The organism is Exiguobacterium sp. s40 (assembly GCF_018617905.1).
GTDB lineage: Bacteria > Bacillota > Bacilli > Exiguobacteriales > Exiguobacteriaceae > Exiguobacterium > Exiguobacterium mexicanum_A.
In genome coordinates, this window is sequence record NZ_JACSLC010000005.1 from 156253 (window position 1) to 182503 (window position 26251).

The 26251-nt window shown below is 54.2% G+C and carries 26 protein-coding genes and 2 riboswitches; of the genes, 16 read left to right on the forward strand and 10 right to left on the reverse strand.

Annotated features, from left to right (window positions below):
* Positions 1 to 106: 106 nt before the first annotated feature.
* Together KNP02_RS06670 and KNP02_RS06675 are read right to left on the reverse strand one after the other, a co-directional pair.
* On the reverse strand, positions 107 to 544 hold the full coding sequence (locus tag KNP02_RS06670; RefSeq protein WP_034777659.1) for a MarR family winged helix-turn-helix transcriptional regulator: 438 nt from the start codon (positions 542 to 544) through the stop codon (positions 107 to 109).
* A 90-nt stretch (positions 545 to 634) separates the two neighbouring features.
* Entirely contained in the window at positions 635 to 1693 is a 1059-nt protein-coding gene (locus KNP02_RS06675) for a GTP pyrophosphokinase (RefSeq protein WP_205729364.1), read from the reverse strand.
* A gap of 112 nt (positions 1694 to 1805) precedes the next feature.
* Between KNP02_RS06675 and KNP02_RS06680 the strand changes: the two genes are divergently transcribed.
* Together KNP02_RS06680 and KNP02_RS06685 are read left to right on the forward strand one after the other, a co-directional pair.
* Positions 1806 to 2033 (forward strand): hypothetical protein, encoded by a 228-nt coding sequence (locus KNP02_RS06680; protein ID WP_138859398.1) that lies wholly within the window; start codon positions 1806 to 1808, stop codon positions 2031 to 2033.
* A 104-nt stretch (positions 2034 to 2137) separates the two neighbouring features.
* Positions 2138 to 2461 carry a YflT domain-containing protein gene (locus KNP02_RS06685; protein WP_232819557.1) on the forward strand — a complete coding sequence of 108 codons (324 nt, stop codon included), beginning with the start codon at positions 2138 to 2140 and terminating at the stop codon, positions 2459 to 2461.
* A 38-nt stretch (positions 2462 to 2499) separates the two neighbouring features.
* On the opposite strand, the gene KNP02_RS06690 is transcribed toward KNP02_RS06685, so the two are convergent.
* Positions 2500 to 3537, reverse strand: a complete 1038-nt coding sequence (locus KNP02_RS06690) for an SDR family oxidoreductase (RefSeq protein ID WP_214707720.1) — start codon at positions 3535 to 3537, stop codon at positions 2500 to 2502.
* Between the two features lie 192 nt (positions 3538 to 3729).
* Here KNP02_RS06690 and KNP02_RS06695 point away from each other — a divergent pair, with 192 nt between their 5' ends.
* Positions 3730 to 5025: a glutamine synthetase family protein gene (locus KNP02_RS06695; RefSeq protein WP_214707722.1), complete on the forward strand. Its 1296-nt coding sequence runs from the start codon at positions 3730 to 3732 to the stop codon at positions 5023 to 5025.
* 49 nt (positions 5026 to 5074) lie between these two features.
* On the opposite strand, the gene KNP02_RS06700 is transcribed toward KNP02_RS06695, so the two are convergent.
* From KNP02_RS06700 to KNP02_RS06710, 3 genes are all read right to left on the reverse strand, one after another.
* Complete coding sequence (locus KNP02_RS06700) at positions 5075 to 6568, reverse strand: peptide MFS transporter (protein ID WP_214707724.1); 1494 nt, start codon at positions 6566 to 6568, stop codon at positions 5075 to 5077.
* Between the two features lie 144 nt (positions 6569 to 6712).
* Positions 6713 to 7957 carry an MDR family MFS transporter gene (locus tag KNP02_RS06705; RefSeq protein WP_138859402.1) on the reverse strand — a complete coding sequence of 415 codons (1245 nt, stop codon included), beginning with the start codon at positions 7955 to 7957 and terminating at the stop codon, positions 6713 to 6715.
* Positions 7958 to 8221: 264 nt separating this feature from the next.
* Complete coding sequence (locus KNP02_RS06710) at positions 8222 to 9286, reverse strand: AI-2E family transporter (RefSeq protein WP_353047338.1); 1065 nt, start codon at positions 9284 to 9286, stop codon at positions 8222 to 8224.
* 209 nt (positions 9287 to 9495) lie between these two features.
* Positions 9496 to 9596, forward strand: a riboswitch (SAM riboswitch).
* 77 nt (positions 9597 to 9673) lie between these two features.
* On the opposite strand from KNP02_RS06710, the gene KNP02_RS06715 reads away from it, so the two are divergent.
* From KNP02_RS06715 to KNP02_RS06735, 5 genes are all read left to right on the forward strand, one after another.
* Positions 9674 to 10849, forward strand: a complete 1176-nt coding sequence (locus KNP02_RS06715) for an aminotransferase class I/II-fold pyridoxal phosphate-dependent enzyme (RefSeq protein WP_214707726.1) — start codon at positions 9674 to 9676, stop codon at positions 10847 to 10849.
* Entirely contained in the window at positions 10846 to 11862 is a 1017-nt protein-coding gene (locus tag KNP02_RS06720) for an iron-containing alcohol dehydrogenase family protein (protein WP_214707729.1), read from the forward strand. Before KNP02_RS06715 ends, KNP02_RS06720 begins: the two co-directional genes overlap by 4 nt.
* Positions 11863 to 11902: 40 nt before the next feature.
* A riboswitch (SAM riboswitch) is annotated at positions 11903 to 12007 on the forward strand.
* 72 nt (positions 12008 to 12079) lie between these two features.
* A complete protein-coding gene (locus tag KNP02_RS06725) occupies positions 12080 to 12901 on the forward strand; it encodes a MetQ/NlpA family ABC transporter substrate-binding protein (protein WP_138859406.1) in 822 nt (273 codons plus the stop codon).
* A 9-nt stretch (positions 12902 to 12910) separates the two neighbouring features.
* A complete protein-coding gene (locus KNP02_RS06730) occupies positions 12911 to 13945 on the forward strand; it encodes a methionine ABC transporter ATP-binding protein (RefSeq protein ID WP_214707731.1) in 1035 nt (344 codons plus the stop codon).
* Positions 13917 to 14579 (forward strand): methionine ABC transporter permease, encoded by a 663-nt coding sequence (locus KNP02_RS06735; RefSeq protein WP_214707733.1) that lies wholly within the window; start codon positions 13917 to 13919, stop codon positions 14577 to 14579. Before KNP02_RS06730 ends, KNP02_RS06735 begins: the two co-directional genes overlap by 29 nt.
* 27 nt (positions 14580 to 14606) lie before the next feature.
* Here the strand turns inward: KNP02_RS06735 and KNP02_RS06740 are convergent, their stop codons facing one another.
* Positions 14607 to 15002 carry a Spx/MgsR family RNA polymerase-binding regulatory protein gene (locus KNP02_RS06740; RefSeq protein WP_021067479.1) on the reverse strand — a complete coding sequence of 132 codons (396 nt, stop codon included), beginning with the start codon at positions 15000 to 15002 and terminating at the stop codon, positions 14607 to 14609.
* A gap of 171 nt (positions 15003 to 15173) precedes the next feature.
* Between KNP02_RS06740 and KNP02_RS06745 the strand changes: the two genes are divergently transcribed.
* The 5 genes from KNP02_RS06745 (at position 15174) to KNP02_RS15020 (ending at position 19481) form a co-directional block, all read left to right on the forward strand.
* A complete protein-coding gene (locus tag KNP02_RS06745; RefSeq protein WP_214707735.1) occupies positions 15174 to 15557 on the forward strand; it encodes a DUF302 domain-containing protein in 384 nt (127 codons plus the stop codon).
* Positions 15558 to 15663: 106 nt separating this feature from the next.
* Entirely contained in the window at positions 15664 to 16956 is a 1293-nt protein-coding gene (locus KNP02_RS06750) for a hypothetical protein (protein ID WP_214707737.1), read from the forward strand.
* An 11-nt stretch (positions 16957 to 16967) separates the two neighbouring features.
* Positions 16968 to 18224 (forward strand): hypothetical protein, encoded by a 1257-nt coding sequence (locus KNP02_RS06755; protein ID WP_214707739.1) that lies wholly within the window; start codon positions 16968 to 16970, stop codon positions 18222 to 18224.
* A 12-nt stretch (positions 18225 to 18236) separates the two neighbouring features.
* A complete protein-coding gene (locus tag KNP02_RS14990; protein ID WP_256441033.1) occupies positions 18237 to 18371 on the forward strand; it encodes a hypothetical protein in 135 nt (44 codons plus the stop codon).
* Between the two features lie 204 nt (positions 18372 to 18575).
* Positions 18576 to 19481, forward strand: coding sequence for a methyl-accepting chemotaxis protein (locus KNP02_RS15020; RefSeq protein ID WP_214707741.1), 906 nt, complete (start codon positions 18576 to 18578; stop codon positions 19479 to 19481).
* Between the two features lie 38 nt (positions 19482 to 19519).
* On the opposite strand, the gene KNP02_RS06765 is transcribed toward KNP02_RS15020, so the two are convergent.
* On the reverse strand, positions 19520 to 20176 hold the full coding sequence (locus tag KNP02_RS06765) for a M48 family metallopeptidase (protein WP_214707742.1): 657 nt from the start codon (positions 20174 to 20176) through the stop codon (positions 19520 to 19522).
* Between the two features lie 117 nt (positions 20177 to 20293).
* On the opposite strand from KNP02_RS06765, the gene KNP02_RS06770 reads away from it, so the two are divergent.
* The 3 genes from KNP02_RS06770 to KNP02_RS06780 all read left to right on the forward strand — a co-directional run bounded on the left by KNP02_RS06770 (position 20294) and on the right by KNP02_RS06780 (position 23880).
* Positions 20294 to 21466 (forward strand): MalY/PatB family protein, encoded by a 1173-nt coding sequence (locus KNP02_RS06770; protein ID WP_214707744.1) that lies wholly within the window; start codon positions 20294 to 20296, stop codon positions 21464 to 21466.
* Positions 21467 to 21535: 69 nt separating this feature from the next.
* The gene (locus KNP02_RS06775; protein WP_214707746.1) at positions 21536 to 22747 is read left to right on the forward strand and encodes a hypothetical protein; all 1212 of its coding nucleotides are present in this window, start codon (positions 21536 to 21538) and stop codon (positions 22745 to 22747) included.
* Positions 22744 to 23880 (forward strand): hypothetical protein, encoded by a 1137-nt coding sequence (locus KNP02_RS06780; RefSeq protein ID WP_214707748.1) that lies wholly within the window; start codon positions 22744 to 22746, stop codon positions 23878 to 23880. The genes KNP02_RS06775 and KNP02_RS06780 overlap by 4 nt, the downstream gene beginning before the upstream one ends.
* A gap of 63 nt (positions 23881 to 23943) precedes the next feature.
* Here KNP02_RS06780 and KNP02_RS06785 read toward each other — a convergent pair whose 3' ends face one another.
* Positions 23944 to 24954 carry a tyrosine-type recombinase/integrase gene (locus KNP02_RS06785; RefSeq protein ID WP_214707750.1) on the reverse strand — a complete coding sequence of 337 codons (1011 nt, stop codon included), beginning with the start codon at positions 24952 to 24954 and terminating at the stop codon, positions 23944 to 23946.
* A gap of 15 nt (positions 24955 to 24969) precedes the next feature.
* The gene (locus tag KNP02_RS15080) at positions 24970 to 26025 is read right to left on the reverse strand and encodes a GGDEF domain-containing protein (protein WP_214707752.1); all 1056 of its coding nucleotides are present in this window, start codon (positions 26023 to 26025) and stop codon (positions 24970 to 24972) included.
* Positions 26026 to 26251 lie beyond the last annotated feature (226 nt).

Below are 26251 nucleotides of genomic sequence, written 5' to 3' on the forward strand. Positions count from 1 at the left end.
ACGAAGAACCCTCGAACAAGGCAACTGCCCTGACCGAGGGTTTTTTCGTTTGTAGGACGACACAAGAAAAACGACTGTGGCCGAAATGAATCGGGCCCAGTCGTTTTTATGCGTCCATTCGATCAAGCAATTTGGACAGAAGAATCAATTCGTCATCTGAAAAGTCTTCGAACACGTCCATCAAGTACTCGATTTTCATATCTTCTAACGTCTCGAACAAGGCACGACCTTCCTCGGTCGCCTGTAACTCGACGACGCGACGGTCGCGTTCGCTACGTTCGCGTGAGATCAACCCTTTTTTCGTGAGCTCATCTGCGAGGGCCGTAATCATCGAAGCCGAGAACTGAAACTCGTTCGATAAGGCCGAGGCGATTTGAGGACTATTTTGACAAAGCGAACGAAGGATGAAGAATTCGTTGCGCGTCAAGTATTGTGAGAACATCGACCGGAGGTTTTTCTTCACTCCGCGATAGTTCATGCGAATCCCTCGCTCAGCATCAGCGACGAGCTGACGGCGGGATGCTGTTTGTACAGGTGTTGTCATCCTCAAGCGTACCTCCTAGGTAAATATCATTATTTGCATATATTTCAGAACATAAAAACATTCTACAACAAAAACATGAAGTCTGTAAAGTTATGATGGCTCTTCACGGATGCGAAGTTCTTGGATGACTTCATCGTAATGTTTCAAGTCCGGATAGAAGCGGCGGAAGAAGAACTCGATCTGCTGGTCATCCCCTTCGGCGAGCAGCTTGGCGAGGACTGCGTAGACGACGCCCATCCCTTGCCGCGGCAATAATGACGACGGTAAGAGCGTCGCACATTGGATGGCCCGGTTGAAGTAACGATCGAGCGTGTCACTCAAGTCCTGGAACGTGCGAATCTCGGCGTAATGGAACATGCGCGTCAATTCGATGATCGTCGACAGGTCGGTGTCGAGCAACCAGTCGCTCTGGAAGATGGCGTTATCGAGCTTCTCGACAGTGACGTCATTGGCGATATAATAGTTCAAGTTGTCCCGGGTGATGCTCACTTTGTCCGGTGACTCGACGATCCGTTCGACTGTCTCCTGCTCGAACATCCGCAGCTGCTTGCGGATGTTGACGAACTCGGAATCAGCGATTTCGAGCAGTCCCGCGACACGGCTGAAGCTGCGTTTGATCTCCGGCGGGACGGCGTTCGGGTTTTTATAGCCTAGGTCGTGCTCAATCTCGGCCCAAGCGTGTTGCAAGATGGACCGGACTTGAATCTCGGCCTCTTTCTCCTCGAAGCGGCGATACTCTCCGAGGGCGAGCCGCTTGTCACTCAAACCGACGACGTAATGGACCGAGAGGTAGCCGAACTCGTTCGGGTCGAGCAGGGTGGATTTATCAATCGACTGTTCACGGTCGATTCGGAACTCGTCCTCAAGGATTTGGGCCACGGCCCGGACGTCGTCATGGAAATAGGTCACGATCCGAATCCCCGCCAAGTCTTGGACGTCGCGCAATGACCGGTATTGGTACGGTTTGCGGGACAGTTTGGCATATAGACTCTCCGCTTCCTTGGCCCGGGCGACGATCGAGTGGAACTGAATCCCGGCGTCATTCAATAGTTCACTGAGAAGCGACTTCAGTTTGGCGGCGAACGCCTCGTAATCCTCTTTCTCATTCATATAGTCGAGCATGATCGTATTCATATCCTGTCTCGGCATCTACATCACTCCTTGTCTCATTATAAGTAGTATAGCATCATTGAAATCGCTGTCGCACCTGTCTGCCGTCCCTATGATACAATACGGCTTGGAACGGGAAGGAGTGTCGCATGTGAGAGTGAGCCATACATTGAAATCGATGGAGCGCGAGAAGCTCGAGATCGTCGCCGGCCTGTTGCAACAGGGCGGTTATCGGGCGGGGAAGATCGATTGGCAGACCGGGATCAATATCGTCCGTCTCAGCCGTGAAGGGGTCTCGTCTGAGCCGGATGAACGGGCACGAATCCAAGGCATCGTCGATCATTTTGGAATCGATGACTGGACCGCCACGTTTTCTTGAGTCCCTCTTTTTCAAATCGCTGACGGAAAATGGGTTTTACGACTCATTTTTCGGGAATAGTATATTATTCGATTTTAGAACAGCGGACGTTTAGGAGGATGAATATGTTAGAAACAAGAATCGTACGGGATATGACCTCGGTCGACCATGAAGTGAATGGAATGGTGTCAGGCGGATGTGTCAACGAGAACATTTACTTATTTGCCAAAGATGAAGAATTGACGGTGCGTCTTGCCGCAGAAGCAGGTGTACAACCATACCGCATCACTGAAAAAGGATTGTGGGAATCGCTCATGTCGAAGTTCACGAAAAACTCGGATGACCGCATCGATCAGCTTGAGAGCCTCGGTCTGACGAAAGAGATGGTCGAGTCCCTCGAAGGTGAAATCCAAGCCGGGAAGATCGTCCTCGTTTGCGACAAATCATAAAAACAGCCGGAACTGATACGGATCAGTCCCGGCTGTTGTCATTTCGTCTCGTAATAGGCGTTCACGATCCGGCGCAGCGAGCGCTCATTCAAATCGAGCGGTTTGAACCCGGCGTCCTGCAACAGGCGTTTTGTGTTCGCATCCTGGAATGAGATGTTGCGGTTCAAGTACGGGTTGAACACTTTTACCATCTCGTTGAACGTCTGCTCGACGTTGCTCAACGAGGACGTCGCCGTCTCGGTGATTTTCAAATGCGGGAACTCGAGCGCCTGCTTCATATATTCGAGCATCGTCTCGTTGCGCGGCGGGGCATCGTTCGTCACGTTATAGATGGTATCCGGCTTGGCGTGTTCGATGGCCGCGAGCAGCACGTCGGCGACGTAGTCGACCGGGACGAGGTTCGACGTGCCCGTCTCGGAGCCTAGGAGTCGGATCGGACCGACAGGCGCGCCTTTGCGTTCGAGTCGACGCTTAAACACTTCCAGGGCCCGCATATAGCCGTACATCGTGAACTTCGAATCGGCCTCGCCGGTCTTCGAGTCGCCGACGATGATGGCGGGCCGGAAAATGGAGACGGCCAGGTCATGCCGGGCTTCCCAGACGGCTTGTTCGGCATGGGCCTTGCTCTCCTCGTACGGGTTATGGAACGTCTGATCGGTCGCATACAGCGACTCATCTCCGATCTCGCGTGCGCCGAGCGTATAGGCCGTACTGACGTGGAAGAAGCGGGGGCAGTGCAAAGCTTTCGCGAGGTTAAGCGCTTGCTGCGTCCCCGTCAAGTTCGTCTCGAACAGCTCATCGCGGAGCTCCTCGTCAAATTTGACGAGCGCGGCCATGTGGAGCACCAAGTCGAAGCTCCGCTCATGTTTTTTGATAAACTCATCGTCCGCTCCAAGGAACGGGGCGGTCAAATCCCCGGCCAGCACTGTCATCGAGCGGCGTTCGTCCTGCGAGAACATCGCCTCCACTTTTTCAGGCGTGCGGGCGAGGACACATAACGTGTGGCCTCGATGAATCAACTCGCGGGCGAGCCGTCCTCCTAAAAATCCGGTCGCACCGGTCATAAAAATGTTCACAGCGTTCTTCCTCTCTTTTCAGTCTCTCCCCATCATAACAAGCGACGGCGGAATGAGCCACTTTCAGCCTGATGTTTCAAATTAGGGGTTTAACATTTTTTAAAGTGGGTTATGACTTAAGGAGAAGCGTACGCAAGGTACGTCATGACAGTGTTGATCTGTCAAATAACTTAAGTGAGGTTTTTTAGAATCATGGCTAATCTATTCGGAACTGACAAGGATGGCAACAGGAAGAGGCAAGAAGAGATTGAGAAAACGGTTCAGGAGAAAGGGATCACTCAAATCCATATGTACTTCTCCGACGTGCTTGGAGACTTGAAGCTATTGACTCTCTCTGCAAAATTGTTGCCGGAAGTTTTTGAAGGGAAGACGATGTTTGACGGTTCATCCATCGCTGGTTTTTCTTCCATCAAAAACTCAGACCTATTCTTGAGACCGGATTTAGATCGTCCACGCTACGAACAGGACGGGGACGAGAGCATCCTCGCGTTCTTCTGTGACGTCTGCACGCCAGACGGGGAACGGTATGAGTTCGACCCGCGCAACGTCTTGAAGGATGCCCTCGAGCGCGCTGCTCGTGACGGATACTCGATCTTCGTCGGTGCCGAGCCGGAATTCTTCATCTTCGACGAAAACGGAGAGTTCTATGACGAGGCCGGATACTTCTCGACACGTTCAGAAGACAAAGGCTATGAGGTACGTCAACATATCGCCAACCGGTTGAGCGATGTCGGCTTCAACATCGAAGCGGTCCACCATGAAGTGGCACCAGCCCAGCACGAGATCGGCATCAAGTACGATGACGCGTTGCATACGGCCGACAACATCCAGTTCTTCAAAGAAATCGTCACGTTGGCAGCCCAAGAGAAAAACGCGAAAGTGTCGTTCTTGCCGAAACCGCTCCGCGACGTGAACGGTTCGGGAATGCACCTCAACATCTCGGTCTGGAAGAACGACAAGGACGGCAATCCGACGGTCAACGCGTTCGAAGAGCCGGAGTCGGATTACGGCCTGTCGGTCACAGCCCGTCATTTCATCGAAGGCATCTTGAAGCATGCCCGTGCGACGGCCATCTTCACGAACCCGCTCCCGGAATCATATGAACGTCTCGTTCCAGGCTTCGAGGCACCGGTCAACATCTGTTGGAGCCCGTCGAACCGCAGTTCGATGATTCGAATCCCGGCGTCACGCGGCAGTGCGACACGCGTCGAAGTCCGTAACCCAGACCCGAGCGCCAACCCATATCTCGCCCTCGCGGCCCTGATTTACGCTGGACTCGAAGGGATCGAGCAACAGCTTGAGCCGTCATCACCGAACGAGGACGACTTGTTTGAGTACTCGGCCAAACAAATCGAGAGCCAAGGTATCTCGTCACTCCCGGCGACGTTCCATGAGTCGATCCAATCGCTCAAGTCGGACCGGTTCCACGATTACTTCAACCATGACTTGATTGACCGCTACTTGTCGCTCATCCAAGTCCGTAAATAAGCAAAGCATACAAAAGCCCATTCCTCGGCCGAGGAATGGGCTTTTACCCTTAATGAATGCCGCGCATATACTTTTTGATGACCGGGGCGAGTGCGAACAGGATCAGACTGAGGACGATGGCCGCGCCACCGATAATCCCAAAGTAGAGCATCTCGTTCTCCGGTGAATAGAAACGGACGAGCTGAGCGTTGATCCCTTGCGCCGCCGCGTTCGACAAGAACCAGAGCGACATCGTCTGGGCCGAGAAAGCGGCCGGGGCGAGTTTCGTCGTCGCCGACAGACCGACCGGCGACAGGCTGAGCTCACCGAGCACGACGATGAAGTAGCTAAGGACGAGCCAGAGCGGGTTGACGAGCGTGTCCGGGCCTCCAAAATAGGCCGGGAGCAAGATCACCAAGAAACTTAACCCTGCGAACAAGATTCCGAACGCGAACTTCGTCGGGATGCTCGGCTCACGGTCACCGAGTCGAACCCAAAGCCATGCGAACACCGGTGCGAGCATGATAATGAACAGCGGGTTGAGCGACTGGAACCAGGCCGGTGAGAGCGTGATCCCTAAAAATTCAAGATCGGTCCGCTTATCGGCATAGCTGGCCAAAATCGTCGCCCCTTGCTCTTGAATCGCCCAGAACATGACCGAGGCGATGAAGAGCGGGATGTAGGCGATGATCCGTGACCGTTCGACTTCCGTCGTTTTCGGACTGCGATACATGATAATGAAGTAAATCGTCGGAATGGCGATCCCGAACACACCGACGAGGCCGATGAACGTGTTGATCGTGAACAAACCTTGCGGGATGAGCACGGCCAACAGGCCACCGATGAGGACGACCGCGATCGTCGTATACTTGATCGCGTTTCTCTTCTCAGACGGCGTCAACGGGTTCGGCACATATGAACCGGCAAGACCGAGGTTGCCTTTCTTCGTGACGAGGAAGACGACGAGACCGATGAACATCCCGACCGCGGCGAGTGCGAAGCCCCAATGGAAGCCGTAGCTCTTTTGGACTCCACCGACAATCAAAGGTGAAATGAAGGCACCGAGGTTGATCCCCATATAGAAGATGCTGAACCCGGCGTCACGACGACGGTCCGTCTCGTGATACAGGTCACCGACGATGCTTGAAACGTTCGGTTTCAACAAGCCCGTACCGATGACGATCAACGCCATCGAGATGAACAAGAACGTCAGGCTGCCTGGAATCGACAAGACGATATGACCGAGCATGATGAACACGCCGCCGAAGAAGACGGCCCGAGACGTCCCGAAGACACGGTCGGCGAGCCATCCCCCAATGACCCCCGACATGTAGACGAGTGCGCCGTATACCGACATGATTGACAAGGCGACATTCTGGTCGAGACCGAGACCGCCCTCAGATACCTCGTAGTACATGTAGAACACGAGGATGGCGCGCATCCCGTAATACGAGAACCGTTCCCAAAACTCAGTGAAGAATAGCGTGAACAAGCCTTTAGGCTGTCCGAAAAAACCTTTTTGTGGCACGCTGTCCACAATTTTCTGTTTATCGATCCTTTCCATGAAAGATCCCTCCTTAACCGTATTATCATAAAAAAGAATCATTATGTTTGTAAAGAATAAACGAATGAAAAATTCAAAATTTAATGATATTCGAACGAAATCAAAAACCACACTAAACGACTAGGTTCAGTGTGGTTTTATAAGTCAAGCTGTCTTTTGTTTCGCTTCGGCTGCGCTGACGCGGCGTCCAAGTTGCCAATAGATGAGTCCCGACACGCAACTGGCCGCCCCGACGAGGATCAACGCGATATGTCCGGCGCGTTGGTCGAAGAACAGGCTTGCCATGATCGGTGCGGTCACCCCGCCGATCAACCATTGGATGCTGGCGGCCCCGTTGTAGGCACCGCGCATATTCTCCGGAGCGATCAAGGCGATGAACGTCTGTTGGACCGGGGACATGATCATCTCGCCGAGCGTATAGAAGGCGTACACCGCGAGCAAGACGCTGACGAGAACGAGGTACGGTGTCCCGAGTGAATAGAGGAGACGCGGCATGACGGCGATCAGAATCATGCCGACCCCGAAGATGGTCGCCCCGGCGAGCATGACGTTGCCGAACGACTTGCGGCCGAGTTTCGAAGCGATCGGGAACTGGAACAACACGACCATGATGCCGTTCAAGGCGAGCATATAGGCGAACGGGTTCTCACGATCGGTGTACGATGGCATCGACTCTCTCAAGAAGAGGGGCAGCATGCTCTCGATGAGCGAGAAGCCCATCGAGATGAAGACACCGGCAAAGATGAACACGAGGAACACCTTGTCATTGTAAAACACGCGCAGGACATCCCGGTTCGACGGCGTGTCGACATCGGTCGTCTCTGGGAGTGACTCCCGGATGAAGCGACCGAGGACGAGTGCGTACAAGACGAAGACGAGAGCGGCCGAGTAGAAGATATACTGCCGGTCGATAAAGAGGACGGCACTCCCGAGGAGCGGGCCGAATGCAGCTCCGATATTGTGCCCCATCCGCAACAGCCCGAACGCCTCGTTCATCTGTTCGGGCTCGGTCACATCGGCTACCATCGCGCTTGCGGCCGGGTGGAACAATGAGTTCGTCAAACCGAGCATGGCGTTCAAGAGAAGGAGCGGCCAAAACGTTTCGGCGAAGGCGAAACCGACGAGGGCGAGGGCGTCGCCAAGAATGGCAGCCATCATGATCGGTTTGCGGCCATACAGGTCTGCGAGCCGTCCACCGACGACCGATCCGATGAGCGCCATGATCGGTCCGGTCGCCATGATGACCCCGACCTGGATATAACTGTCGAGCTTGTCGCTATAGTAGAGGACGAGGAACGGTGCGATCATGAACATCATGACACCCGTGATCGTCTCTCCGAGGAAGCGGATCCAAATGTTACGGTCGAGCTGTTTGAGTGATTGAATCATTAAGGTCACCTGCTTTAGTTGATAGAATAAGAAAAGGGACGCAGCATGCTCAAAGGCATACGCGTCCCTAAGATCTTAGGCATGCCTCGGAAGGCAGGCGACATCACGGATTCAAATCACGGAGAGGCGCCTGCCGGTCAATATGGACTTGGACGTGCGAGCGTTGAATGACTGACATCGGTACCTCTCCTCTCTGCATTGGACTGTCTTCTCTTCAAGATTATGATATTTCCGTGAAATGTGTCAACCTAAATCGTCAATGTGTCATAATAATTCGTTCAAATTCTTTCGGCTGAGCCGGTAGTCGATCAACCGAGAGAACACGACTTGAATCATCGCCGTGACCGGGACACTGATGAACATCCCGACGAGACCGAACAGGCTACCCCCGATGATGATCGACGTGATGACCCAAAACGGGGTGATGCCAACGCTGTCGCCGAGAATCTTCGGGCCGAGCCAGAGTCCGTCGAATTGTTGCAACAAGAAGATGAACAAGAGGACGATGAGCTCCGTGAACGGGTCATTGAAGTAGGTAATGATGAACGCCGGAATCATCCCGAGCAGCGGACCGACGTACGGGATAAAATTCAAGACGCCGACGATGATGCCGAGTAGAAGCGCGTAAGGTGCCCCGATGATCAACAGACCGGCGACGGCCAGCACCCCGATGATGAGGCAGTCGAGCGACTTCCCGATGATATAGCGTTTGAAGATGTAATCCATCTCTTGAAAAATGTCGATCGTCGTCTTAGCCGACGCGACCGGGAACATCGCATACAACAGACGCTTGAACATGCGGGCAAAAATCTCTTTGTCTTTCAACAGATAGATCGAGATGACGATCCCAATCAAGAAGTTGATGAGGGTCATCGTGAAGCTCGACACGTAGCTGACCGACGACAAGACGGCGGTCTCGACCCAGCCCGAGTAACGTTCCTCGAAGCGGCTGAAATCGATAGCTTGGGCGATCGTCGCGTTGTACTCTTTCAAGTACGTGTTCAACTGGGCGAGGAACCCGTCGATCTGTCGGATGTAGAACGGGAGCTCTTCGATGAGTGAGGCGAGGCTCGAATAAATGCGTGGGAACAGCGTCACCGCAGAGATGACGAGAATCCCGATAAAGATGATATAGACGATCAGCAAGCCTTGATATCGTTTTAGTTGAAACCGTTCTTCTATATAGGACAGGACGGTATTCAGGAGCAGCGCGATGGCGATTCCCATAATAATCGGCGTCAGCAACTGGAACGTATAATGCATCATCTGCGAAATCGTATCCGGTTCGCTGATGACTTTCCAGAGCACGAGCAGGATCAGGCCGATCACGCTCAACTTCCAAATCAATTGACGGTTTTAATTCCAAAGGTCCATCCCCTCATGTTTTAAATTTTGTAAAATAACGTTTACTTTCACTATGAACGTTTTTTTATCGGGATTCAAGAGGACATGCTCATTTCAAAAAAGGATTGACAAGATTGGTAACGTTTGGTTAACTAAGTGACATATTACAAAAAGACAAATCGCATATAAAACACTTTCTATCAAGAGAAGCGGAGGGACTGGCCCGATGAAGCTTCAGCAACAGATTGATTCAATACTGTGCTAATTCCAGCAAGGTGACCTTGAGAGATGGAAAGGTGGTTGTTTGAATACGTCCGTATCTCGACACCCCTTTCCGCGGAAAGGGGTGTTTTTTGCATAGGAGGACTATTCATGACTGACAGACGCTCACATCTACTTAAAACGTTACCATCTCAACATTTCGTCGGACTCGCGAACGAGGTGGCCGAACTCGAACAAGCCGGCCGCGACATCATCCGACTCGGACAAGGGACGCCTGACCTGCCTACGCCTGAGCCAATCTGTGACGCGCTTCAGACGGCGCTCCTCGACGCCTCGACCCATCAATACGGTCCGTTCCGCGGTCAGGCCCGCCTGAAGCAAGCAGTGGCGACGTTCTATTTGAATGAGTATGGAGTCGAACTTGATCCCGAGACAGAAGTAGCGATTCTCATCGGCTCAAAATCTGGTCTCATCACGTTGCCGCAATGCGTACTCGAACCTGGCGACGGGATTTTGCTACCGAATCCCGGCTATCCTGATTACATCTCGGGGGCACGCCTCGCCGGTGCCGTCGTCCGTGACCTCGTCCTCCGGGAAGAGAACGGCTTCTTGCCAGACTATGAGACGCTCGATACGCAAGATGCAAGACTCATGTATTTGAACTACCCGAGCAATCCGACCGGAGCCGTCGCCTCACCCGCTTTCTTTGACGATACCGTCCGTTTCGCCCGGGAGCGGGACTTGATGGTCGTCCACGATTTCGCATACGGCAGCATCGGATTCGATGGCCACGTCCCGCCTAGCTTTCTGCAGGCGGAAGGGGCGAAAGAAGTCGGCATCGAGGTATATACGATGTCGAAAGCGTTCAACATGTCCGGTTGGCGCGTCGCCTTCGCCGTCGGGAACGCGGACATCATCGAGGCGATCAACACGTATCAGGACCACGTCCACGTCAGCGTGTTCTCGGCCATCCAGGCGGCGGCTGTCGCTGCGCTCGAGGCGCCCCGTACCATTCGCGATGACTTGGCACGACTGTACGAGGCACGGCGTGATCGCCTGATCGACGGGTTGAACCGGGCCGGCTGGGCCGTCGAACCGCCGGAAGGCTCGTTCTTCGTCTGGGCAAAAGTGCCTGAGGGTGATGCCAAGTCGTTCTCGCGGAAACTGCTGCATGAAGCCGGTGTCGCCGTCACCCCGGGCTATTTCTTCGGTTCGGAAGGGAACGGATACGTCCGCTTCGGTCTCGTCTCACCGGAACCGAAGATTGACGAGGCCGTCGAACGAATCGAGCGGTTGTTTGCCGCCTATGAGGAGGTGCGCGCATGATTCGTCAGGCCGTCCTTGAATATGACCACGCCGATGACGCGCTTGACCGTCTTGATGACTTAGTCGACGGCCGACGTGCCCACGTCCTGCGCGGTCAGAACGGGTATGACGTCGTCCGAGCCATCTTTCCGGCCATCGCGGACTATCCGGCAACAAGGTTCAGCGGGGAGTGCACGGACTCGGAAGTCAAACGGCTCAAACCGTTGGACGCCGACGTGTTAATCGCCGTCGGAGGCGGCAAGCTCGTCGATACGGCCAAACTCGTCGCCTATCAACGGAACGTCCCGCTCATCGTCGTCCCAACGCTCGCCTCGAACTGTGCGGCGTTCACACCGCTCAGCGTCGTCTATCAGGAGGACGGGAGCTACGACCGCTACGACATGTTCCGCGTCGTCATCGAACGGGTCATCGTTGACTCACGGGTCATCTCGCGCTCACCATATGAATACTTTCGGGCCGGTGTCATCGACACGGTCGCGAAGTTTTACGAGGCCCGTTATTTGAGTGGTGACAGCTCAGCTGACGCCGGCGTCAACACCGGACTCGTCTTGGCCGAGCAGTGCGGGCGTCTCGTCGAACTTGAATTGAGCGAGCACGCTTTTGAGTCGTATAGTGACGACGTCCGCTTCGCGGTCGATCACGTGCTCGCCATCGGCGGCGCCGTCGGTGGATTTGGTGACGCCGGGACACGCGTCGCCGTGGGCCATGCGGTCCATAATGCGCTCAGCCGCTTCGAGTCGACCCACTCTTTCTTGCATGGAGACAAGGTCGGCTTCGGCCTAATCGTCCAGGAGCGGTTGCGTCGCTCGGCCGATGCTCCGTATTTGGAGGCCTGGTTGAAACGGTTCGGTGCACCGACGACGCTCGAGGCGCTCGGGGTCGGGTCGGGCGACATCCCGGTACTGGTCGACTCCGTCATGACGGAAACCGAACTGCAACAGTTGCCGGAACCACTCGATAAAGACTTTTTGAAAATAATTTTTGAAAATTTACAATTTGCTATTTACAATTAAAAGAATTAAAAGTAAGATGATAACAATTTAATAGACCGATTGCTTATTAAGAGTGGTGGAGGGACTGGCCCTGTGAAACCCGGCAACCAGATCGTAATGATCATGGTGCTAATTCCAACAGACGATATCGTCTGGGAGATGAGCGTGTCCGACTTTGACTTGTCGTGCCCGCCACTCTGAATGAGTAGCGGGCTTTCATTTTGGAGGAGGAAAACAAATGAACATCAAACAGAAAACAGTACTTGCAGGGACGTCACTACTCGCCGCCATCTCGCTCTCGGCATGCGGACAATCGGACGCGAGCGAGGCGCTCAGTACGGAGTCGCTCACGATCGGCGTCACGGGCGGGCCGCACCAACAGATCGCCGAGAAAGTGAAAGAACTCGCGGCCGAAGACGGCCTCGAACTCGATATCAAAGTGTTCAATGACTATAATACGCCGAACACGGCGCTCGCCGAGGGTAGCCTCGACGTGAACAGTTATCAGACGCTCTCATTCCTAGAACTGCAAAAGTCCGACAAAGGCTATAAGATCGACGACGTGTTCAAGACCGTCGCGTTCCCGATGGGTCTTTACTCGGAAAAGTTGACCGACATTGAGGACTTGAAAGAAGGCGACAAGGTCGCCGTCCCGAACGACCCGGCGAACGAGCTGCGCGCACTCCGTCTGTATGAGACAGCGGGCCTCATCACGCTGAAGGAAGGCTTGACGGACAAGGCGACGAAACGCGACATCGCCGAGAACCCGCTCAACCTCGAATTCATCGAGCTCGAGGCGTCTCAGCTCCCGACCCAGCTCCCGGAAGTCGCACTCGCGGCCATCAACACGAACTTCGCGATGGGTGCCGGCCTGTCGATCAACGAGGACGCCTTGTTCCACGAAGACACGGTCGACAACCCGTATCCGAACTACGTCGTCGTCCGTACCGACAACAAGGATGACGAAGTCGTCGAGACACTCAAATCGTACTATCACTCGGACGAGGTCCGGACGTTCATCGAAGAGACGTTCAACGGCTCAATCGTCCCGGCGTTTTAAGGAGGGCCTATGATCGCACTTAAAGGAATCACGAAGACGTTCACGGTGAACAAAGGTGCCGTCACCGCACTCGACGACGTCTCGCTCACGATCGAGAAAGGCGAGATCTTCGGCATCATCGGTCGAAGCGGGGCCGGCAAGAGCACGCTCATCCGCATGATCAACCTGCTCGAACGCCCGACGTCGGGCCAGGTCGAGATCGAAGGACAGGACATCACGAAGCTCGACAAACGTGGGCTCTCAAAACTCCGCCATCGAATCGGAATGATCTTCCAACACTACAACCTGCTCAAGACGGCGACCGTCGAAGAGAACGTCGCCATCCCACTTCGTCTCGAAGGACTCGATAAGCGGATAATCCGCGAACGCGTCGACAAATACCTCGACATCGTCGGATTGACGGATCATCGGAAACATTATCCCGAGCAACTCTCGGGCGGACAGAAGCAACGTGTCGCCATCGCCCGGGCCCTCGCGCATGAGCCGGACATCCTGCTTAGCGACGAGGCGACGAGCGCGCTCGACCCGGAGACGACCGAGTCGATCCTCGACCTCTTGCTCGACATCAACCGCGAGCTCGGACTGACGATCTTTTTGATCACGCACGAGATGGAAGTCATCGAGCGCATCTGTGACCGGGTCGCGGTCATCGAGGCCGGCCGGATCATCGAGGAAGGGGACGTGCTCAACGTGTTCTCGGACCCGCAGCATGCGACGACACGCAAGTTCTTGAAGACGAACCTCGATGTCCCGAAAGAGGTCGTCGTTGAGTTGAGCACGCACGGGATGCTCGTCAACTTGTCGTTCATCGGTCATCAGAGTGAACAGGCCGTGCTCGCCCAGTTGACGAAACGGTTCGGCTTGCTCCCGAATATCATCGGGGGCGGCATCAAAAAGCTAAAAGGCGGTCTCGTTGGCAATTTGCTCGTCCATTTGGACGGCGATAAGGCCCAGACCGATCAAGCCATCCGCTTCTTAGAGGCGAGCGGTGTGAAAGTGAAGGAGGTGACGAACCATGCTTCAGTTTTGGGAAAATTGGGGTGACTTGATTTGGACGGGGACGATCCAGACGCTCACGATGACCGGCATCGCGCTCGTCATCTCGACGTTGATCGGACTGCCGCTCGGGACGCTCCTCGTCTTGACGCGACCGAACGGGCGGCTCGCCAACCGTTATTTCTACGGCATCTTGTCGAGCGTCATCAACGTCGTCCGTTCGATCCCGTTCATCATTCTCTTATTCTTCATCCTCCCGTTAACCCGTTTCATCATGGGAACGACGATCGGCGTCCAAGGCGTCCTGTTGCCGCTCATCGTGTTCACGGCGCCGTATATCGCGCGGCTCATGGAGTCGGCGCTGCTCGAGGTCGACCGCGGGGTCGTCGAGGCGTATGAAGCGATGGGCATCTCGACCCGGAAAATCATCTGGTACGTGTTGATCCGGGAGGCCCGCTCATCGATCGTGCTCGGTCTGACGATTGCGACGATCGGTTTGATCGGGGCGACCGCGATGGCAGGACTCGTCGGGGCAGGCGGACTCGGCGATATCGCCTATCAATACGGGCATCTCCGATTCGAGCCGGAGGTCATGTACGTGACCATCTTCGTCTTGATCCTGCTCGTCCAATCGATTCAATCGTTCGGTAACCGCTTGGCGGCCCGACTCAAGAAGGCATAAGAAAAGAGCTCTGCTTCGGCAGGGCTCTTACTTGTTGTCGAGCAATCGTTTCAATTCGGCGATTCGGTCATGGCGCGGGATGAACGTACGAATCTCTTTCTCGCTGAACCCGATTTGAATCCGATTGTCGTCGACGACGATCGGACTCTTCAAGATCTGGGGGTGTGACGCAACAAAGCTGTACAGCTCACGGAGCGACATCTCGTCAAGTTGGTCCGCCGCTTGTTTGTACACGCTCTTTTGGACGGACAACAGGTCGGTCGTCCCGTTCTCGGTGAGGCGGAGCATGTCTTTGAACTCGGTGAACGACATCCCTTGATCGGTCAATTTTTTCTCGATGAATGGGATGTTCTGTTCGCGTAACCAATCAATCGTCTTACGGGAAGAACTGCAGCTTGTATGTGTGAATACGGTGACCGTCACGGCAACCACTTCTCCTTTACGTAAGTATGGACTTCTTTATTTTCTCTCATACATACGTGACGGACATCGAATATGTTTCAAATCACATATACTTTTTATCGCCATCGGACGATTTGTCGTCAGTCAGTTCGGGTACATGGCGAAAGAGAGCAAAACCGAGGATGGATTTACATGTTTGATTACACGGTCAAGACAGACCAGACGGTCGAAGCGGTCGTCGAGAAGCTGAAAGCGACGCTCAAGGAAGAAGAGTTCGGAGTGCTCTGGGACTTTGATTTGAGCGAGACGCTCGAAGAGAAAGGCCAAGCGATCGACGGGGACTATCGCATCCTTGAAGTATGTAATCCGAAAGAAGCGAAGAAAGTCATCACGGCACATCGGGAAGGCGGCTATTTCCTGCCTTGTAAGCTCGCTGTCTTCACGAAAGACGGGGCGACCCATGTCGGGATGCCGAAGCCGACGAAACTGATCGAGCTGATTGAGGATGAGTCGCTTCAATCGATCGCCCACGACGTCGAGACGCGACTGACGCGTGCGATTGATCAAGCCATATAATTGAATGAGCGAACCCGTCCATGAGAGTGGACGGGTTTTTTCTTGTTCCTCCTTAAAGTCATATAATGGTAAAATTGGTACAAATAGATTTTAAGGGGCGGATGATTTGAAAAAGTTAGCCAGTGCACTCGTATTATCCTTGGGCTTATTGGCCAGTTGCGGTGGGGAAAAGTCAGACGTCGTGAACTTGTCGTATGTCGATGCGCATTGGACCGTTAACAAGTGTTCCTTAGAGCAACCGGAAGCCCTCGAATCGGTCGATGAGACGTTACAGGCCTGTACCGGGGAATTGACGACTGAATTGAAGGGAGACTTGACGGTTTACGATACGGTCATCGCGAATCGCCATCAGATGACCGATACGGGAGATGAATATGCATATAAATCGGTGACGTACATCAAAGGCGATGAGCATTATGCACTTTGTCGCGATATGCTCTCGGAACGCTTTCAAGCCGAGGTCATTGAGTCATTCCCCCCATTCGTTGATACACAGAACGGGAAGCGAATTCAACGAAACCCTTTCATCGAACCTGCCGACGAAACTACTCAAGCAGAATTCCTCGATGCGGATGGATTATTGGAGCCGAATAATGCTGTCGAACCTTTTCCTGATACCATCGTCACGTTCATACCGGCCTTCCACGGCGAGGTGGAATTGACCATTGGAGATCGACAACTCGCATTCCCAGTGCTTATGTTCGACCCGATGATGGCACACATAGATGAGGTAAAAGTCGCAATCGGATATCATCCCGATGAAAAGAAACCCTATGTTTTATTGATGCTCGCGGACCTCTATTTCACAATGAGTCCGCTAGATGAAATTATCGACCCGGTAAAAGGAGAACAGTCGTATGAAGAGTTGACAGTCAAACGACTGCCACTTCGTTCGGAACTATTACCCGACAAATCCTATCCATTGTATGAGTTCAATTATACCCGTGACGGGAAAGCGGTGACCGAAATCGCGACCATTACATATCGTGCCTCTGAACTGTTAACGATTTCTGAACAAAAGGCGCTCAAAGACAATCCGGAAGAGCGGTATATGCCGATTGTGAGCGGTCCTCTGATTTATCTCCACCAACAACCGTTCAATCACGAGTCAACCTTGACGTATCCGACCGTTTTGCGTGCGGTAGGTAACGAGATGGACGACCTGATTCAAGCAATCGATTCGGCTGAGCCGACAAAGCGCACAGGCAATCAAGGAGACTATCGTTACCTCACAATCGTCGACGGACACAAAGGCCAAGAGTTCGAGGTGACGTATAAACAGCGATCGAAGAAGCTGGATATCTACGTGACCGACCGATCAACCGAAGGGACATATAAACTGACGAGCGAAGGGGCCGAGACGTTCTTGTCCTACTTCCCTGACTTGAAGAAGAAATGAGTGGGTTGAACATGAAGAAACGAGCGTTGATGGCATTGTCACTGTTATGGTTGACGGCAGGCTGCTCGGAAGATATTGACGTCGTCCGTTATGGTCACATCGAGGAGCACTGGCAAGCCGAACGGGTTACGATGAACAGTCAAGAGCCTGTAGTGGATGCCGAAACAATTTTGAACCAATGTGAAGACAAAGAACGATTGGCCGAACTAGACGAAGAGACGTTCTCGGTGCTCGGGATGGCGTATGCGACTCGGGCCCCGTTTATAACTGAAGATTATGATGGATATGCCTTCGACGAAGTCACATATGTTGAAGGAGATGCGGTCTATGCGCTCTGTAGGTCGCATCAAATGGATGGGATACCAGGGTATCAAGCCGTCGAGCTCGAGGCACGGCCGTCTTTCTTAAAAGACGAAGTTGGTACTGAAGTCTCGTTCCTTCCGACCGTCCATGTCGCGACGGAGAACGAGCGGGCCTCGCTACATGAGCTGGACGCCTTCTACGAGAATGGACAAGATATCGAGCCGTATCCGGTCACGCTCATGAGGATGTCCCCCGGATTTAACGGCAAGGTCGAGATTGGGATTGGAGAATGGGGCTTCTTTAGCCCATCCTTCGACTTTTTGCCGAACCTTAGACCGTTCGATGTGTTCATCGCACTAGGGCGGGATACGGAGACGAACCTGCCTCATCTGCTCATGTCCTATGGCGGGGACGGGGCTCGCTACTCTTCATCCATTCTTCAAGATACCGACCTGCTCAATGGGGCAGACAGTCTGACCTTCCGTCGGGTATTCGAAGGTGGAACGATGGAACCGTCGAAACAAATTCCGCTTTACGATATTACGGTCGAGGTGGACGGACAGATGGTGACGAAGACCTTGTGGATGCGCTATCGACCAAGTTCGTTGCTTACGGATGTATCCGATTCAGACGAGATAGCGGTCGCTTATCTCCATAAGTATCCGTATCATCGGGAAGTCCCGCTCCCTTACCCTGATGCGGTGAACGTGAGTGGAAAAGCATATGACGGATTGGTCGAAGCCATCGAGACCGCGCGCCCTACGACGAAAAGTGGTGAAACGAAAGATTATAAATATTTGACGCTGTTGCATGGGAATCTCGGGCAACAGTTCGAGGTCAGTTACCAGCAACGGTCGAAAAAAGTCGATGTTTATGTGAAAGACGTGAAGACCGGGGAAGTGTTCAAACTCTCAAGCACAGGGGCGGAGACGTTCCAAGAGTTGTTCCCGCAGGCGTTCGAATGAACGGATGGGTTGGTGATTGAGGAGGAATGTTCTGTTGAAGCGTACGTTGAACGGATGATCGGCGGTATCGAGCTGAAGGACAGCCGAGGCGAACTCACGGCCGAACAGGTCACGCTGTTCCAAGCCATCTTCGATAAATCAGAATGATCAAGGGCTCGTGCATGGCACGGGTTCTTTTTGATGGTCATAATCAGTGAGAACGGTTGGAAAACACTTCAAATTCAAGATATTGACTCAATTTCAAAAACCGGCGCTATTCAAGACATTTCGCACAGGGTACACTAGAATTCCGCTACATTCCAGGAAGGAAGCGCTACTGGACATCGATTAAAGAAAGTAGGAATCATCGAAATGGAACTGACAACAATCGCTAGCCTCTCATCCCCTGACGTGCTCCGCGCCCTCGAGGCGAACGTGGCGATGATTCGATTCGACCGCCAACGACGCGTCGTCGATGTGAACGACCTGTTCGCCAAGGCGATGAAATACAAACGTGATGAAATGATGGGGATGCACCATCACTTGTTCTGCACGCCAAGTTTTGTCAGCAGCCCGGATTATCAAGCGTTTTGGAACAAACTGTTCGACGGCTTCAGCTCGGCCGACAAGATCGAGCGGATCGACGCCCGCGGCGATTCGATTTGGCTCGAGGCGACGTATATGCCGATTTATGAACAGGACGAGGTCGTCGGTGTCGTCAAAATCGCATCCGACATCACGAGTCGCCAACAGACAATTGAGGAATACGCCCGCTCGTTCCGTGTCATGGCTGAAAATCTCGACACCCGGGCCCGTCTCGGCATGGACGAGAGTCAACAGTTAAAGCAGACGATTGAACGGCTCGATGCAGACTCGAATCAGAATTTGAAGACGCTCGCGAACTTGCAGGAGCAGGCTGCCGAGATCACGAAGATTGCCAGTACGATCAAAGAAATCGCCGCCCAGACGAACCTGTTGTCGCTCAACGCCGCCATCGAGGCCGCACGGGCAGGTGAGCACGGTCTCGGCTTCAACGTCGTCGCGACCGAGGTCCGGAACTTGTCACGTCTCGTCGAACGCGCCGTCATCGAAGTGCGCGCAAACACGGACGGGATGAACAAGGAACTCGTCTCGATCGTCGACGGTGTCTCCCGCTCGAGTGCAGACATTCAAGAGAGTGTGCGCATCATGGAACAGACGCTCGAACGGTTCGAGCATATCGAACAGTCGGCCGAATCGCTGAACGGGACAGCCGAGCGGTTCACGTCCGCCATCTAAAAAAACCAATCGGACATGACCCTTGACTAGGGACACGTTCAATTGGTTTTTTTGATTTGTAACGTATGGCCATGTTGCTTCAACCAGGCCATCGCGCCCGCGACGTCCGGATAGACCGATGCCAGCGTCGCCCAGAACGCTTTCGAGTGGTCGAAATGAACAAGATGGGCCCATTCGTGGGCGATGACATAGTCCATGACGTCCCGCGGGGCGAGCATGAGCCGAACGTTGATCGAGATCGTCCCGGTCGAATTGCATGACCCCCAGCGCGTCTTTTGGTGACCGATGCGGATTCGGCTCGCCTTCACACCGAGCTGAAGTTCATAGTGGGGCGCCCGATTCGTGACGTAGGCGAGAGCCCGCTCGCGGAGCCAAGCCTCGTGCGCTTTCCGAAGCGATGACTCGTCCCATGCAGCGGGACAGTGAAAGTTTTCGCCGTCGAAACGGAACCTTGTCTCGGTATCACGTTTGACGAGCGGGAACGTCTCCCCGTGCAAAAGCAGTCTGTCGGCTGGTAAGATGTCACGCTTCGGCAATGCGGCGAGGCGATCTTCGATCCAGCCGGCATGCTCCGTTAAAATCGTCTCGACGACCCGGTCCGGGAGCCTAGCTGGAATCCGCAGCTCGATTCCGTCCGGCGTCACGAAGAAGACCGCCCGCTTCCGGCGTTTATGGCGGATGACGGTCACGTCCATCAGGTTCACCTCCTTGTAGTATCTCGGTCGATTATAGCCGACGTGCCCCGAATCCGCCATCGTTTTGCGGACTCGGACGTCCGTTTTTTTGTTACAGTAGGAGTAGGAGGGATGAACATGAAATCAATCTTACATCAATCGCTTGAACGGACCGGAACAGATTCGGTGAAATGGGACGGGCTCGACCGCTGGTTCCATTTAAAAGATGACGTCTTGCCGCTTTGGGTGGCGGACATCGATATCCGCACGGCCCCGTCCATCTCAGAGGCGCTCACGGCGCGGGCCGCGACAGGAGAGTTCGGATACACATTGTTCTCTAGAGAGGCGCAAGCGGCCGTGAGTTCATGGTACGACCGCCGTCACGGGCTCAATGTCGATGCCAATCACGTCTTGTTCTCGAGTGGAGTCGTACCGGGATTGACGCATATCGTCAAGGCGTTGACGGAGGAAGGGGATGGGGTCGTCATCCAGTCGCCCGTCTATCCGCCATTTCATGAACTGGTCTCCGGGTTGAAACGGGAGTTGCTCGACGCCCCGCTTCGTCAAGTCGATGGTCGCTACGTGATGGACTTTGATGCGCTCGAGACACAGATGCGCAAGGCGAAGCTGTTCTTGCTCTGCTCGCCGCACAACCCGGTCGGACGGGTATGGACCGAGTCCGAGCTGAAACAAGTCGTCGAGCTGGCACGTCGCCATGACGTCATCCTCGTCGCTGATGAGATCCATGCCGATTTGACGTACCCGTCACAACGGCACACCGCCCTCAATCGACTCGATGACTCGGTCATCACGGTGAGTGCGCCGTCGAAGGCGTTTAATATCGCTGGACTGTTCGCTTCTTACATCATCTGTCCGGACGATGCGATGCGCAAACGAATCATCCAAGTCCAGAACAAACATCACGTCCTGCCGACACCGTTCGCGAACACGGCCATCATTGCCGCCTATACGGATTCGCGCGCCGAGCGTTGGCTTGACCAATTGACGGCCGAACTCGAGGAGCAGGCGACGTACCTCGTCGAGCGGCTTCAGGAAGAACTACCACAATTGAAGACGTTCATGCCCGAGGCGAGTTATCTCCTCTGGATCGACTTCGCGGGGCTCGGTCTTGAAGCGGAAGCGCGGAAGAAGTGGCTGCACGAGCAAGTCCGTCTGTTCTTGTCACCAGGCCTCCCGTTCGGTGCGTCAGGGACGACGTTCGAACGGCTCAATTTCGGGACGGCACGACCAGTGCTTGACGAGGCACTCAAGCGTCTGACAGAACACGCCGGTGGAAAGGCGTTTGTATGAATCAAGAAACGGGAAAAATTTCACAATGAGCCACAAAGCTGACATGGCAACAGAAAGCGAGTGAATGCGATGGAGACGATCAATTGGAAAAAGAAGATGGAAGAACAACTGAGGCGTAGCGGATTCACGTTACAGGTCGAGAACATGGCCAACCTTGGTCTGACGGAGATTCATGCATCTTCGTCCCCGTTGATCTCGTATCCGCTCCGGATTCGACTGTACGTGCGTATGGGATGGCTCATGTGCACCGTCGATGCGACCTCGGTCGACCGGAACGAGGACCATCCGCTGTTCGAGCGCATGATCGCCGCCGTGTTCGAGCGCATCGTCCGCCATCTGTATCACGCCTATGACTTCCATGTCTTGACGTACATCGGTAACACGGGCAACTATATCGCACCGAAGGACTCGGAGACCGGAGAAATCGTCCGCTTGCTCGCACAACTGTGGACCGACCGCTCTTACCTGCACCTAGAGACGTATGAAGAGTATCCGGCATTATACGTGACGCCGCCATGGGCGCACCAAGCCTACGCGTTTGAGAGCACCGAAGACGAATGGATTGTCTATGCGGGCCGGAGCGGCCGTCCGGCGACGGACTATCGCGCCGACGGGACCGAACTCAAACCGCATCGCCTGGCGGAGGGGGACTTGTTCTTCCCGGTGCACCGGATTCAGAAAGACCGAGGCACGCTCGCGCTCGCCGAATGGTTACGGCTCGAGCGTCGGGAGGTTGAGGATTTCATGCTCGCCTTCATGAAAACGATCCAAAAGTTCGATCCAGCCTTCGGATTTTCTTGGGGTGGGGTGGACACGTTCTTTCACGGGGTACCGGTCGAGCCATACGCGCAAGTACTCCGGCTGGAGAGCGGGAAGCGACGTTATCGGGTCATGAACAACTCGGCGAAGCGATTGTTCGCGGTGGCTGACGATCCGCTCGAATGTTTGAAAGAAGTCGAGCAGACGCTCCGGACGGTACGCTTGCCGGAGCAACGGGTCTCGGCACTCGGACAGCTCGTCATGGGTATTTGGCAACAATTTGAAGTCGATGAGGCAACGTATATCCAAGAAGTCGCCTATCGCGGTATCTCCCAGTTCCAAATCGAAGAAAAGATTGGTCATGCCTTGGCGAACCGGCAACGAATTCGCTGGGTCGAGAAGGCCAACCCTCGCCAGTCCGTCATCGAATTCGCCCATCTGCGGATTTCATTCCCGAAACGACCACCCGGTATCGTCACCGTCGAGCCGGTCGAATCTTCTTATGAGAGAGGTGCGCTATGAGAATCGTTGATGCACGTGCCATGTCAATCAGCCATGAGGACTTGATCGCGGTCACCGAGACGTCCGTCTATTACCGCGAAAAGTCGGGTGAGACAAGTTTCTCGATCTTCCGCTATGACGAAGCAGTCGGGGTCGTCACACAGGTGGGCTGGCGTGTCTACGAAGACTACGGGATTTCGAAGCTGTTCGTCAGTGGCGATCGGGTCTATTTCTTGAACGAGATTCCAGACCGGACCGGCGTCGTCCAGACTGAACTGATCGCTTTTGAGTATCACACAGGTCAAGAGATTGTAATGATGACCTTCGAGAAGCGAGGCAACAGCACGCTCTATTGGGTTCTCGCAGATCGTTACTTCCTCTTCTTGACGAGTTTCGGGGATGCGGACGAGGCATGGTTGTATGATGCCGAGACGTCGTTCCAAGAACGGATCCGTGATGAACGGCTCGTCGGCCATGCCGGTAAGTTCCGCGAGCTGTATCTGTTCACGACCGAGCTGGACGGGGTTCCTTATATCGTATGTAACGCCCGATTGGACGAGTTCGCCTATTACGAGGCGCTCGAGGACGGACGGGTCTCGCCAGACGATGCGATCGACCACTCCGAAGCGATCCTCATCTGTTCGCTCGACGAGGCGGTCGAGGCTATCCGGGACCGAAAAGGGGAGATTCCGTTCGAGGACTTGATTCGGCTCCATGGGGAAGGGGACACGGTCCAATATCTCGGGGAACGGGACGCGAAACTGCGGTTCTCTGCGTTCGTCGATGCAGCGAATGAGGAGACGATTTATGAGTTGGCGGCACCGGACGTGCTCCGGGAGGTCACGGTCGTCGACTGGGGGGCCTATGAACCGATCGACTTCATGTATGATGATGTCAGTTCGACGGTCTTTATCAAAGTCGAGGAATCAGAAGATCACACCGAACTGATTGACGCGACGACCGGTGCCCGCTTCCTCGATACGGCTCCGTTCGAGCGCGTACTCGCTTCGACCTATTTCATCCATGAATCGGCTGAAGGAGGGAGCGGCGTGAGCATCTTCAACCTCGAGACGAACGAACGTCAAACGTTCGAGGACGCCTACTATACAGTGCTCGATGAGACGATTGTCATCCTCTCGACAAAACAGTTATGACAAAAATACCCGAGCCTATCCTGTTGATAGATTCGGGTGTTTTAGCTTGGTTTACATAATAAGTTATCGTAAACCGGTTAGCGCTTGTTTTTTCTTCTCGTCACCGATATGGGCATATACTTGCGTCGTCGCCACCGACTCGTGTCCGAGCAGTTGTTGGATCGTTAAGACGTCGACCCCGCTCATGGCGAGACGAGAGGCGAACGTGTGTCGCAATTTATGCGGCGTGACCTGCTTGTGCGTCAAAAATGGCAGATATGGCTTCAGGCGGTCGATGTGCCCTTTCAACGCATGCTGCACCGTGCGGACCGAGATTCGTTTGCCTTTCTCGGAGCAGAACAAGGGACCTGCGCCTTGACCACGATATCCGTCAAGGAGCGGCTCGAGCGGGGAGGCGATCGGGATGACGCGTTCCTTGTTCCCTTTCCCGATGACACGGATTGTCCCGTTTTCTCGGTCGATGTCGTTCCAATCAAGGCCGACAAGTTCAGAGACACGCATCCCGGTCAACCCGAGCAGTTGGATCATCAGGAAGTCCCGGTCCCGATTGCGTTCGTACCAGCTCGCTTCGCGGTCGGACATGCCGACGTTGCTGCGGACGAGCGTCGAGAAGTCGAGCCATTCCTGTTCGGTCAAATAGACCGGGTTGCGCTTGGCGCGCTTCGGTCGCTCGACGGCCTGGAACGGGTTGTGCGCCGTGATGCCCGTCTCGATCAGATGGTTGAACAACGACTGCATCGATGACAGTTTGCGGTTGATCACGCTCGGTGCGTTGTCGAGCTCAAGGGCGAGGTACGACGCGTACGCCTCGGCCCCGGCATGGTCGAACTCGACGAACGATTCGATTTCGACCGATGTCGGGTCGAAATCGGATGCACTCGCGGTCTCGACCCAGCGGAAGAAATCCAAAAAATCATACAGATAGCGCTGCGCGGTCTGCTCCGAGTAGTGTTTGGCGGCCAAGTGGTTCAAGAACCGTTGGATGAAGCCCGGCATGCGTTCATAGCCGCTCAAGTTGAAACGTCTCGCGTCGACTTTCGTCGGTGATTGGCCGAGCTGGCGGAATATACTCAAAAAATCGCTCCTCGCTTAATGATGGATTGACGTGACGATGCGGTCTTTCCCGGCCTGTTTCCCGGCCCGGAGCCGGTCGTCCGCCTCTTTGACGAGCGTGTCGACAGGCTTGAACCCACGGTGTGTCGTGACACCGAATGTCATTGTCACGCTGAGCCGTCGTCCCTCATAAATCGTCTCGAGAGATTTGATTTGCTGTCTCAGGTGGTCGATCGCTTGCGCCGCCTCGTCCTCTGACTGGTCCGTCAAGAACAAAAGAAATTCCTCGCCGCCCCAACGGACGGCAACGCCGTCGGTCCGCGTGAGTGCAGAGGCGACTTGTTTGAGCACAAGGTCGCCGCAGTCGTGGCCATGCCGTTCATTGAACGACTTGAAATGGTCGATGTCGGCCAAGACGACCGCATACGGGCGTCCCGACAAGACCGCTTCACGGATCGCCTCTTCGATTAAACGGTATCCGGTCGTACGATTATAGAGACCGGTCAGACCGTCCCGCGAGGCGAGGGTATGTAGCCGTTCGTTCGTCTGTTCGAGTTCGGACGTCACCTCGACGACCGCCCCTTCGAAGATGAATGACAGCCCGGCGATCAAGGCGATGGTCGCGAGTAAACACGTCACCCCGATGACTTGCTCGAGGGTCGGGCCGAGCGGCGATGTCCCGTCCGTCACGTTCACATATAAATAGCCATAGATTCCCATGGCGAGCATCGTCGAGGCGATTCGGATGGCCCGGCTCACGTTCGGCATGAAGAACACGCCATAGGCGACCGTGAGGATGAAGTAGTGGACGTTCGCGCCCCAGCCGAGGACGATTGTCGAGATGATGGCGTTATAGACGACCTCGACGAAGAGACCAATGAAGAACGTCCGATAATATCGTTTATGTACAAAATAAAAAGACAATGTGTAATAAAGAACGCTGAGTACGTTCGACCAGGCAAGGACGGTTACGTCAAGTCGCCAAAACGTGATCAAGAACACGACATGGATGAGCCAAGCGAACACGTTCCCATAAAAAGTGATGCGGTAATTATATAGTGTACCGCGACGTTCCTTATAGGCTGTTCCCACGCGAACACCTCCTTTTTTTCAGTATACCGAACCCATCCTCATTTGCCCATGCCTATCCAACAATCGATTAAAACCGACACGCACAAACGCCTCAACAATCGATTAAAACCGACGCGCACAAACGCCTTTAAATAGTGCATATAATTGCGTGAAATAGATATTTCACGCAACGTTCGTTCACACGTCATTTCCATCCGAGACACACATCGACCTGCGAACCAGAAAA